Annotated in this window: 11 protein-coding genes; 1 reads left to right on the forward strand and 10 read right to left on the reverse strand. The window is 48.8% G+C overall.

Annotated elements, in window-relative coordinates; all coding sequences use genetic code 11:
* Positions 1-1,566: response regulator (locus ACWA6V_RS09235; RefSeq protein WP_449522212.1), on the forward strand; the 1,566-nt coding region annotated here is incomplete at its 5' end.
* Positions 1,567-1,600: 34 nt separating this feature from the next.
* Here ACWA6V_RS09235 and recO read toward each other — a convergent pair.
* The 10 genes from recO to ACWA6V_RS09285 form a co-directional block, all read right to left on the reverse strand.
* Entirely contained in the window at positions 1,601-2,311 is a 711-nt protein-coding gene (gene recO / locus ACWA6V_RS09240; protein WP_449522213.1) for a DNA repair protein RecO, read from the reverse strand.
* A 9-nt stretch (positions 2,312-2,320) separates the two neighbouring features.
* Complete coding sequence (gene era, locus ACWA6V_RS09245; RefSeq protein WP_449522214.1) at positions 2,321-3,247, reverse strand: GTPase Era; 927 nt, start codon at positions 3,245-3,247, stop codon at positions 2,321-2,323.
* Positions 3,248-3,310: 63 nt separating this feature from the next.
* Positions 3,311-3,991, reverse strand: a complete 681-nt coding sequence (gene rnc / locus ACWA6V_RS09250; RefSeq protein WP_449522215.1) for a ribonuclease III — start codon at positions 3,989-3,991, stop codon at positions 3,311-3,313.
* A 3-nt stretch (positions 3,992-3,994) separates the two neighbouring features.
* Positions 3,995-4,429 (reverse strand): DUF4845 domain-containing protein, encoded by a 435-nt coding sequence (locus ACWA6V_RS09255; RefSeq protein WP_449522216.1) that lies wholly within the window; start codon positions 4,427-4,429, stop codon positions 3,995-3,997.
* A 53-nt stretch (positions 4,430-4,482) separates the two neighbouring features.
* Positions 4,483-5,331: a signal peptidase I gene (gene lepB, locus ACWA6V_RS09260; protein ID WP_449522217.1), complete on the reverse strand. Its 849-nt coding sequence runs from the start codon at positions 5,329-5,331 to the stop codon at positions 4,483-4,485.
* A 50-nt stretch (positions 5,332-5,381) separates the two neighbouring features.
* Positions 5,382-7,181: a translation elongation factor 4 gene (lepA, locus tag ACWA6V_RS09265; RefSeq protein ID WP_310073426.1), complete on the reverse strand. Its 1,800-nt coding sequence runs from the start codon at positions 7,179-7,181 to the stop codon at positions 5,382-5,384.
* 144 nt (positions 7,182-7,325) lie between these two features.
* Positions 7,326-8,138: a HEAT repeat domain-containing protein gene (locus ACWA6V_RS09270; protein ID WP_449522218.1), complete on the reverse strand. Its 813-nt coding sequence runs from the start codon at positions 8,136-8,138 to the stop codon at positions 7,326-7,328.
* A 120-nt stretch (positions 8,139-8,258) separates the two neighbouring features.
* A complete protein-coding gene (locus tag ACWA6V_RS09275) occupies positions 8,259-9,335 on the reverse strand; it encodes a glycoside hydrolase family 11 protein (protein WP_449522219.1) in 1,077 nt (358 codons plus the stop codon).
* Positions 9,336-9,727: 392 nt separating this feature from the next.
* A complete protein-coding gene (locus ACWA6V_RS09280) occupies positions 9,728-10,678 on the reverse strand; it encodes a HEAT repeat domain-containing protein (protein ID WP_449522220.1) in 951 nt (316 codons plus the stop codon).
* Between the two features lie 119 nt (positions 10,679-10,797).
* On the reverse strand, positions 10,798-11,449 hold a 652-nt coding region (locus tag ACWA6V_RS09285), incomplete at its 5' end, for a glycoside hydrolase family 11 protein (protein WP_449522221.1).

An 11,449-nucleotide genomic window follows, 5' to 3' on the forward strand; every position in this document is an offset into this window, starting at 1 on the left:
CTGATTGATGTCAGTATCCTGCAACAGCAGGAAACGCAAATCACACTGAAAGTCTGTGTAAGTGATGAGGGGATAGGCTTAACTCGCGAAGAGCAAGATCAACTTTTCAGCCCCTTTAATCAGGCCGATTCATCCAATACTCGAGAGCATGAAGGCACTGGACTCGGCTTGGCCATCTGCAAGGGATTAGTTGAGCGCATGCACGGGGAAATCGGTGTGGTTAGTGAGCCAGAGCAAGGCTCAACCTTTTGGTTCACTGCGCGTTTGGGTATCGACAAACGCCAACCTTCTGTTAGCCAATTGGCCAACTTGAGTGATTACCGTATTTTGCTGTGCGGTGAAAACCCTGCATCACTAAAACAAATTGACTGTTTATTACGTGAATGGAACGGCAATACACAAAGCATTCCAGCAATACACGATTGCTTCCCTATACTGCGCAATGCGCGCAACAGCAATAACAATTTTGATTTGTTAATTTTGGATATCGCCCCCAACGAGCGCAAAATTCCTCCCGTGTTACTGAACAACTTGGCCGAACAATTAAATGTGGAATTTAATTGCACACTTATCGCCTGTTGTACTCCGGCACACCAGCGTTTATTCCGCGCGCATTCAGAAAAATCGCAGGTTTTGTTTATCAACAAACCTATTGCTTACGATTCACTCTTGCAAACGCTCGGTCGCCAATTGGATTTGCATATCAAAGATATGCGCGAGCAAGATGAAGAGGAAGCGCTGCGCCCAAGTGTTTCGGTTTTATTGGTAGACGACAACCTCGCCAACTTGCAGCTCGCCTCAGAATTATTGCGCGGTTTAAATACCCAGGTCGTGCAAGCGAGCAACGGCAAGCAAGCGATTGATGCCTGCAATGACAATGAGTTTGATGTAATTTTTATGGATATCCAAATGCCGGGCATGGATGGCATGGAAGCGACGCGCCACATCCGCGCATTGGAACAAGGCAAACGCCGCACACCAATTATTGCACTCACTGCACATACCATCACCGAACAAAAAGCCGAATTATTAATTGCCGGCATGGATGACTGCATCAGCAAACCGGTTAACGAGGCACAACTGGCTCATATTATTAATCGCTGGGCGAGCCTGTCGGGTAAAAAAGAAGTGGTTATCCAAATAGAGGAAAAAAATCATAACCAGCACGTGCGCGAACCCTTGCCAACACAAGATCTCACCGGCTCAGTTGACATCCAACTCTGTTTGAAACTCGCCAATAATAAACCTGCACTCGCGCGCGATATGCTCAGTATGTTGCTCAGTGGATTGGAAACTGAAAAACAACAAATCAATGCTGCATTGGCGAACAGCGAGTATGAGGAATTGGGCGAGTTGATTCACCGCCTGTACGGCAGCAGCTGTTATTGCGGTGTACCTCGTTTGAAACACATCAGCGGGTTACTCGATAAACTTTTCCAAAGCGAACAATACGAACAAGCGCGCGATGCAATCCCCGCGCTCAATCACGCGCTCGACGATTTAATCAATTGGGGGCGCGATAAAGAACTGGATCCGCTTTTTGGTTTGGAAAAAGTGGACGCCTGAGAAAAGATAACAATGGAATAAAGGCTGGGAGAATTTAATCTTGTTTAGCTGGCACAAATAATTGCCGACTATTAAGTGGGCGGTTGCCAAGCAAAGGCTTCAGCAACCGGCGCGAGAGATGCTTGGCAGCGAGACGGGTTGCAGGGGCGGAATAATCTCCCGCAGCTATCGCCAGCAGCCATTCACCTTTTAATAGGAACTGCTCAGGAATATCGGGTCCCGCACGAAAAAAACCTTCCTGCACATGACACTCGTAAAGCCCTTGTGCCTCTACTGCACAATCATTGCGTGCATCTACACTAAAATCCAAACCGTAGCCCAACTCAGTTAATAAACGAAATTCAAATTCCCGCAATAAAGGTTCAATGTCGCCCTTGTTTTGTAGCGCATCCAGACTTTGTTCGTAGGCAAAATACAAACCGTTGTGCCCATCCATTTCGGGCAAAAGCCGCACCAGCAATTCATTGAGATAAAAGCCGGAGTACAAATGATTGGCACTAAGCGAGAGAAAATGGTTATCGGATTCAAAACTGGTCAAGAGTTTCATATCGGTTTTGCCCTGCCAACAAACCAGCAAACGGCTAAACGGATTTAATAATTGGCGTTTGGGAGTTTTGTTTTTGCGCACACCTCGTGCAACGGCGGTGACACGCCCGAAGTCGGGCGTGAGGAAATCGATCAACAAACTGGTATCGCGATATGGACGTGTGTGCAGGATATAAGCGGGCTGAAGATCAACACGCATACCGGTGAATTAAAACTCGTTGTAGCCGAGGCTGCGCAAGGCGCGCTCGTCATCAGACCAACCGGATTTTACTTTAACCCAGAGTTTGAGCATGATTTTCATCTCAAACAGTTTTTCCATATCTGTGCGCGCTTCAGTACCGATCAATTTAATACGGCTGCCTTTATCACCGATCAGGATTTTTTTCTGGCCATCGCGCTCAACTAAAATCAGCGCAGAAATATTGAGCAAATTACCTTCCTGCTTAAATTCTTCAATCTCTACCGCCATCTCATAGGGCAATTCATCGCCCAATTGACGGGTAATTTTTTCGCGCACAATTTCGGCAGCCATAAAACGTGAGCTGCGATCAGTGATTTGATCTTCCGGATACATATGGATGCCCTGCGGCAATCGCTCTGTAACAAGCTGCTCCAGACGATCCAGATTGGTATTGCGCAGCGCCGACATAGGTACAATTTCAGCGACGTTTAATTTTTCGGACAAGCTTTGCAAATGCGGCAACAAGGTTTCTTTGTCTTCAATTTGGTCAACTTTGTTCACCGCCAAAATAATCGGACATTTCACATGCTGCAATTTTTCTGCAACCGCTTCATCTTCTTCAGTCCAAATAAAACGATCGATCACAAACACCACCACATCCACATCTTTCATCGCGCTGGTGGCGGCTTTATTCATGTAGCGGTTGATGGCCTTTTGTTGGCCGAGATGCATACCGGGGGTATCCACAAAAATAATCTGCACATCGCCTTCAGTTTTGATACCCACAACGGCATTGCGCGTTGTTTGCGGTTTGCGCGAGGTGATACTGATTTTTTGCCCGAGGATATGATTAAGCAGCGTGGACTTGCCCACATTAGGGCGACCAACAATGGCAACATAGCCGCAGCGGCTGCCGGTAGTTTCGGGCTGATCTGTATCTGATTCAAAATTCATAAACAATACTGGAAGAGAGAGTGGGAATTCGGAGCGATCTATTAACAAGCGAGCTTACAAAACTCAATCGATTTTTAGCTGCGCCAGCATCAATACTGCGGCTTGTTTTTCCGCTTCACGACGGCTGGAGGCAGTCGCACTGGTAGGCTGTTTGGTCAATGCAACACGGCATTCTATAGTAAACATTTGCGCGTGCCCTTCACCGCCCACTTCTACCACAACATACTCCGGCAGTGGCTGGCGCTGGGCTTGCATATATTCTTGCAGGCGCGACTTGGAATCTTTGGCGCTGGTATTGAGACCTAATTCATTCAGACGTGGCGCAAACCAGGTCAGCACACGCTCACGACAAATATCCAGGCCGCTGGCAAGATAGATTGCACCGATGATGGCTTCAACACTGTCCGCCAAAATCGAATCGCGTCTGTGACCGCCGGATTTCATTTCCCCTTCACCCAGCACCAGGCACTCGCCCAATTCAAATTCGCGCGCGAGTTCGGCAAGGGTATCGCCTTTTACCATCTGCGAGCGCAGGCGGCTCAACTGGCCTTCACGAACTTCAGGAAACCGCTTGAACAGCTCCTCGCCCACAATAAAATTTAAAATCGAATCGCCCAGAAATTCAAGGCGCTCATTGTTGGTAGCGCCATGGCTGCGGTGGGTTAGCGCCAACTGTAACTGGCGCTGATCCTCAAAGTGATAGCCAAGACGTTGCTCAAGGCGTTGGTATTTAAGTGTTAACACAAATTACTTGGTCTTTAGGGTAGCAGGTGGTTTGCAGCATTGGCCGGGGCGGGTACTGTCAAGATGATTTTGGAAGCTCACCACCAAATCAATATTCCAGAAAAGCGGTACGCGAGTTTCATAATCTACAGTAACCACAGCTTTTTCGCTTTCACGCACAACCTTGATATTTGTGGTTGGACCTTCGCTACGCACATTGTTAATCATGTAAAAATTATTGAGCTTACTTTTGATTTCTGCATCCGTCATCTGCTCCAGTTTTTCACCGCCGGTTTCCAGCGAGCGCAAGGCTGATTCAACATAGGTATTTTCAGCATAAAGTGGAATTACCTTGAATGCGAATAAGATAAAGAAACCCGCAACGGCTATTACCAAGGCCCATTGCAACATGCCAAGACCACGCTGGTGTTTAAGCAATTTGATAGTGTTAGCCTTCATTATGATTGACTCCGATTGAGAGGAATGACCAGCATTCAACTTACCACAGGTACTTATTTAATAACGCCGACATGATCAAAGGACGGAATGCTCAGGAACTTCTCCCAATGCATCCAGACTGCAAAGGCTTTGCCGACAATCGCTTCTTCCGACACAAAGCCCCACTCGCGGCTGTCCAAACTATTATCGCGATTATCGCCCATCATAAAGTAGTGACCTTCAGGGACGACCCAGGAACCAAGCACACTCAAGCGACTGGGCTGTATGTGTTTATAGGCGGTGAATTCTTTACCGTCAATATTCTCGGTAACCATCCGCAGCATGGGCGCGCCCGCCGGCAACTCTGCCACTAATTTTTCTTCAATGACTTTGCCATTCAAGGTCAGCACATGATTATTGTAAGAGATATGGTCCCCCGGCACTCCGATCACACGTTTGATATAGTAAGTCTCGGGGGCATGCGGTGGGAAAAACACCATCACATCCCCGCGCTGGGGTTTGCCGGTATGAATGATGGTGTTATTCAGCACCGGTGCCCGCACACCATAGGCAAATTTATTTACCAAAATAAAATCGCCGACTTCCAATGTGGGGATCATTGAGCCCGAGGGAATTTGAAACGGTTCGACAAGGAACGAACGCAAAAAGAAAACGATAAACAAAACCGGGAAAAAGGATTTGGAATACTCAACCAAAATCGGCTCTTTGCCAGCCACGGCTTTGGCTTCTTCAAACGCCTCTTTTTGCTTCTCAGTGTCTAATGCCATACCGGCAAATTGTTTTTCTACCGCAGCCACTTTTGATTTGCGTGGGCGCGACAATACCAATGCATCAAACAACCACACCAAACCAGTAATCAATACCGCGAGCGTGAGAATCAGAGGAAGGTTAATACTGCTCATCAAGTTTCCTTAGTGGGTTATTTGTCTACGATTACTATTATCTATAAAAACTAGCTATCGATTTTCAGTACAGCAAAGAATGCGGCTTGTGGAATTTCAACACTGCCCACTTGCTTCATACGCTTTTTACCGGCTTTTTGTTTCTCCAGCAGCTTTTTCTTACGGGTTGCATCGCCACCGTAACATTTGGCTGTTACATCTTTACGCAATGCTTTTACGGTTGAACGCGCGACGATTTGTCCACCAATAGCGGCTTGGATTGCAACGTCATACATCTGGCGAGGGATCAGCTCTTTCATTTTTTCAGTGAGCGAACGCCCCATACCGTGCGCTTTATCGCGATGCACAATAATTGCCAAGGCATCAACTTTTTCGCTGTTAATTAACACATCCAAACGCACCAGGCTCGCTGCCTGGAAGCGGGTAAAACTGTAATCCAAGGAGGCATAACCACGGCTAACTGACTTCAACCGGTCAAAAAAATCGGTAACCACTTCATTCATCGGCAACTCATAACGCACACGTACTTGCGAACCGGTGAACTGCAAATCTTTTTGCACACCGCGTTTTTCGATACACAGGGTGATGACGTTGCCCAAATGTTCTTGCGGCACGAGGATATTGGCCTCAACGATTGGCTCGCGCATTTCCTCAATCGAGCCAGGGTCGGGTAATTTGGACGGGTTATCAACATAGATGACTTCGCCACCGCGCTTGACCACTTCAAACACTACTGTAGGCGCGGTCGTAATCAGATCGAGATCGTATTCACGCTCCAGACGCTCCTGGATAATCTCCATGTGCAGCATGCCGAGGAAACCGACGCGGAAACCAAAACCCAGTGCGTCCGAACTTTCGGGTTCGTAGAACAGCGAGGCGTCGTTCAGAGTCAGCTTGGCCAGCGCTTCGCGGAAGTCTTCGAAGTCGTCGGAGCTGATCGGGAACATACCGGCATAAACCTGCGGCTTGATCTTCTGGAAACCTTCAAGCGCTTCAACGTCAGGGGTTTGCGCATGGGTAATAGTATCGCCCACGGGCGCGCCGTGAATGTCTTTGATACCTGCGACCACAAAGCCTACTTCACCCGCTTTGAGTTCTTTTAATTGGGTAGGTTTGGGGCTGAACACACCCACACCGTCAACAATTTGTGCTTTGCCGATGGTTTTGGTGATGATCTTGTCTTTCAGGCGCAGGGTGCCCTGCTTTACACGCACCAGCGACACAACGCCGAGATAGTTGTCGAACCAGGAATCGATAATCAGCGCTTGTAAAGGTGCATCCACATCGCCAACCGGTGGCGGAACCAAGCGCACCAGCTCTTCCAACACATCCTCCATGCCCAATCCTGACTTGGCCGAGCAGCGCACGGCTTCAGTGGCATCAATGCCGATAATATCTTCAATTTCCTGAGCGACGCGGTCTGGCTCTGCCTGCGGCAAGTCCATCTTGTTCAGGACTGGAATTACCTCAAGGCCCTGCTCGATTGCGGTATAGCAGTTGGCAACTGACTGGGCTTCTACGCCCTGCCCGGCATCGACAACCAGCAACGCACCCTCACAGGCCGCCAGCGAGCGGGATACTTCATAGGTGAAGTCCACATGGCCAGGGGTATCAATAAAGTTGAGCTGGTAGGTTTTGCCATCACGCGCATTGTAGTAAAGCGTCACACTGTGGGCTTTGATGGTGATACCACGTTCACGCTCCAAGTCCATGGAATCAAGCACTTGCGCCTCCATCTCACGATCACTCAGGCCACCGCACATCTGGATGAAGCGGTCAGCAATTGTCGATTTACCGTGGTCAATGTGGGCAATGATGGAAAAGTTACGGATATGGCTCAGGTCAGTCACAGGCGCTTAACTACTTTATGAAGTTGGAATGTGTCCCCGGAATGGGGGGCGGAAATAGTGGGCGGCATTCTAGCCTATTTGATAGGGGCGTGCCATGAGCACAGGCTGCAGGCTGCTGCTAACCAACTTCAGCCTACATGGGTTTCACAGCAGCGGCAATTCCGCTGCAATATCAGCGCTGGTGAGTTTAGTGCGCGCCCTGGTGCTGAGATTTTGCAAATGGTTAATCACGTCATTGACGAGCCAACTCACCGATTCATCCGGATGGTTCACCAGATTTTCCACATGCTGAATATGGCTTTCATTGCCAGTGGCACGCAACGCGAGTAAGGCATCGAGTTTTATACTGATATCCTCATCTTGTACGAGCGCTGCAATCGCACTTGCAGCTCCTGCATAGTGAGTTTTTGCCAGATAGTTCAGTGTCTGGCGGCGCACAGAGGGATTGTCACTGGCCAGTGCCGGTTTGGCTTCAGCCACCAGTTGCTCCAGTAAATGGTTATCGCCGCGCAGCGACAATACTTGTGCAAGCACACGTTTTAATTCCGGGTTGCGCTGATGCTGATAGAGCGAATCCAATTCCTGATTGGTTAAGGTGTCCGGGTTTTCTGCTAAATCCGCAACCACTTTACACGCGATTGCGATGGTGTGTTGGTGATTATTTTCCGCCACAAAGTCGCGCAATTTTTCTCCGAAAGTACGCGGGTCACCAATAAAGCGGGTACTCAAATCTTTGCGTATTTGCTCTATATCCGCTACGTGATTTGCAGTTTGATCGGCTTGGGCAAAAGCCGGTTTCTGTGCCTGTTCCAATGCCTGAATTTTATTTTCGAGCGCAATCATTTTTTCACGCTGTGCGGTGTCATTCAACAGAATACGGTGTGCACCGTAGCTCACTGCGGCACCAACAAGTGCGGCCACTAAAAGATGAATGTTGGAATAGCGGGGACTGGTCATGCAAATCTCTCATTCAAATCTTTCGTTATTATTTTTTAGGTATTGATTAAAAAGGGGCAGGAAATCCCACCCCTTGTTTCGCATAGCTACAGACTAATAGCTACTGACTAATTGATGAGCTTACAGGTTGCCGTAGCCGATAGCACCATTGCAATGCAGCCATTCACTGCCGCCGTTACCGCCACCACAAGCGTTGTTTTGATAAACGCCAGTGTTGTAGGTTTGAGCCTCGGATTGACGCACAGAACCGTTCACACTGATGTAATCCACTTGCACATCGCGGTTGCCGGAATCGTTAAAATATTCCACCAGCGATCCACCTGACAAATTGGTGGTCGCCGTGTAGTTGTTCATGCCGGTAGACAGTGTCCAGGTTTGTACCGTGGTGTTGTTAACTTTCAAACGAATTTGTTCCTGACCAGTTGTACCTCTGGCACGTACAACGATGGTTTTGTTGCCGCCTGACGGCGCTGAGCTGGAACTACCGCCGCCCCCTCCGCCACCGTTACTGGCACCCTGGCTAACGGTGATGTCAGAGCTACCGTTACTTTGATAGCCTTCTGTCGCCAAAATTTGATAGTTGTGGTTACCCAGATTCAAGCCCTTGCTCGCCCAGAAATTGGCGTGGTTAGCAAAGGTGATAGTGCCGGAAATATTGCCAAAACCTTTTTTAGGGTTTCTCACACTGAAATATTGGTAGAAGGTTTGGGTACCATCAATAGATGGCTGTTGGGTGCGCAAGCAGCGGCGCACGTTGTAAGTCGCACCATCGCTGGTGAAACTGCCATAGTCAGTACCACCGGCGCAGCTGGCGGGGTTGTATGAGCCGTAGCTTTCGATCACGTAGTACTCGATCAGCGGGCTTCTGGTCCAACCGTACAACGCCAGATAGGAGTTCTGGCTGTTGCTAACACCATAATTGCCGGAATAGCTGATCACCCGAGAACTGGTGCCCGGATTCCAGCCTTTGCCACCAACCCAGTTATTGGTGCCATTGTTCCATTGTGAGGTGTAGCGGCCTGCCGCTTGTAACGTCATAGAGGCACTGCCGGAATCCTTCCAGAAGCTGTAGTAAAAGCCGTTATTGGTACCAGTTGAATTTGAGTTCAAGGTTTGAGCGCTGGCGGCCGTTGCACAAACTGCTGCTGCACAAATGAGGGATGAAAACACATGCTTGCTGTTGCTAAATAGTTTCATTATTAGACTCCAGGATATTCTCTCCCAACCACTAAAATTTGGCGAAGGAGAGACTGTTGTGACTTACCCTGTTCATTGCGAACAGGCATTTATCGAGGGCCATACTGCGTTGCTGTTATTGCTATTTAAACGGCTTGGCCACCGCGATAGGTGCCTATTTATTGTTATATTGTCTTATTGTCAAATAAACCATATATATTATTGTCACTATAACCATATGCTTATTGTCCAATTAACAATAAATGTTAAAAGGTTCCCTTTTTTAACAACTTTTGATTCTGGATTGAGTTGATTTTGACGTCGACAAACCTGTTATCCGAGCGCCTTTTGGATGAAAAATGCGACACCATTTTATTAGTAAACGATCGATTTTATTAGAGGCAAAATTAGAGCTATGGCGCTGCTATTACCGGTAATTCAGCGACAATATCTGTGCTGGCCAGCTGGGTGCGCGCCCGCTCGCTGAGGTTTTGCAGGCTATTGACAACATCTTTTGCCAGCCAGCTGACCGCCGGATCGGGGTGGCTGACCAGCGTTTCGACCAACCGGACATGGCTTTGGTTGCCAGTTGCGCGCAGTGCCAGTAAGGCGTCGAGTTTTACATTGGTATCACTGTCTTGCAGCAGTGGCACAATCGCATTGGCGGCGCTGGCGTAACGGGTTTTACCCAGCTCGACCAGTGCCTGCTGGCGTATCGCCGGATTTTCGCTACTCAAGCTGGTTTGGGTTTTGGCGATTTGTTTTTCGAGCAGACCATTGTCGCCACGAGTGGACATCACCTGAGCGATCACGCGCTGTAAATCCGGATTAGATTGGTTCTGGTAGAGCGATTGCAACTCATAATCGGGCAAGACGTCAGGATTTTCAGCCAAATCAAATACACTTTTACTCACGACGGCGATGTTTTCTTTGCTCGCATTGCGCGCGAGCAGGTCATTAGCTTTCTCGGAGAAGGAGCGCGGGTCCCTATCCGACAGGGTGACCAAATCTTTCAGGAGCTGCTGGCTATCCACTGCCACATTACTGCCTTGCTCGTTGGCGGAGTGTTCAGACTGCGTGTTTGGTGCTGCAACTGCGGCTTGTTGGTTGGTCGCAAGGTTCGGGGCCGGCTCAGATGTGCTCGCTAAGCCAAATGCGCCTGCGGAAAAAAAGCGCGCATCGGCTAATTCTTCCTCTTTTTGCGCAAGTGATAATTCCAGGTCCAAGATCCGGTTTTCCAAAGAGGTAATTTGCTCGCGCTGGAGTGAATCATCATCGATCAAACTCAATGCGCCATAGGTAAGTGCTGCACCCATGATTGCAGGTATTAGGAGGTGTTTTTTGAAATTCGCTGGGGTACCCATTGTTCATATCCCTCGTTGTGTTTGGTTTTATTATTGTTGTAGGGTGATTCATATGAAGAAGGGGGGAGATAATGCGGCCCCCTTTTTTGTTTCACGTTGTAGTTCGATCGTGTTTTAGTTTACAGATTACCGTAACCGATGGCGCCGTTGCAGTGCATCCACTCGCTCAGGCCAATGCCACCGCCACAAGCACCGTTTTGATAAACCCCGGTGTTGTAGCTTTGCGCTTCCGATTGGCGCACAGAACCATTCACACTGATGTAATCCACTTGCACATCGCGGCTACCGGAATCGTTGGTGTATTCCACCAGCGAACCGCCCGACAGACTGGTGGTCGCTGTGTAATTGGTCATAGTGGTAGACAAGGTCCAGGTTTGTACCACAGTGTTGTTCACTTTCAGGCTGATACTTTCACCACCGGCGGCACCACGGGCACGCACCACAATAGTCTTGTTGCCAGACGGTGCCGAGCTGGAACTGCCGCCGCTGGTACCGGCACTTACGGTGATATCAGAACTACCAGTGCTTTGATAACCTTCGGTCGCCAACACTTGATAGTCGTGGTTACCCAGATTCAAACCTTTGCTCGCCCAGAAGTTGGCGTGGTTAGCGAAGGTGATAGTACCGGAGATGTTACCAAAACCTTTCTTCGGATTTCTCACACTGAAGTATTGATAAAAGGTTTGGGTTCCATCGATAGACGGTTGTTGGGTGCGCAGACAGCGACGAACGTTGTAGGTCGCACCATCGCTGGTGAAACTGCCGTAGTCG

The sequence above is a fragment of the Cellvibrio sp. genome (assembly GCF_053579595.1).

Bases quoted from the DNA above. Each gene is read 5' to 3' on its own strand.
- ACWA6V_RS09275 (WP_449522219.1), bottom strand. From the start codon at position 9,335: ATGAAACTATTTAGCAACAGCAAGCATGTGTTTTCATCCCTCATTTGT.
- ACWA6V_RS09255 (WP_449522216.1), bottom strand. From the start codon at position 4,429: ATGAAGGCTAACACTATCAAATTGCTTAAACACCAGCGTGGTCTTGGC.
- ACWA6V_RS09270 (WP_449522218.1), bottom strand. From the start codon at position 8,138: ATGACCAGTCCCCGCTATTCCAACATTCATCTTTTAGTGGCCGCACTT.
- ACWA6V_RS09280 (WP_449522220.1), bottom strand. From the start codon at position 10,678: ATGGGTACCCCAGCGAATTTCAAAAAACACCTCCTAATACCTGCAATC.
- era (WP_449522214.1), bottom strand. From the start codon at position 3,247: ATGAATTTTGAATCAGATACAGATCAGCCCGAAACTACCGGCAGCCGC.
- recO (WP_449522213.1), bottom strand. From the start codon at position 2,311: ATGCGTGTTGATCTTCAGCCCGCTTATATCCTGCACACACGTCCATAT.
- lepB (WP_449522217.1), bottom strand. From the start codon at position 5,331: ATGAGCAGTATTAACCTTCCTCTGATTCTCACGCTCGCGGTATTGATT.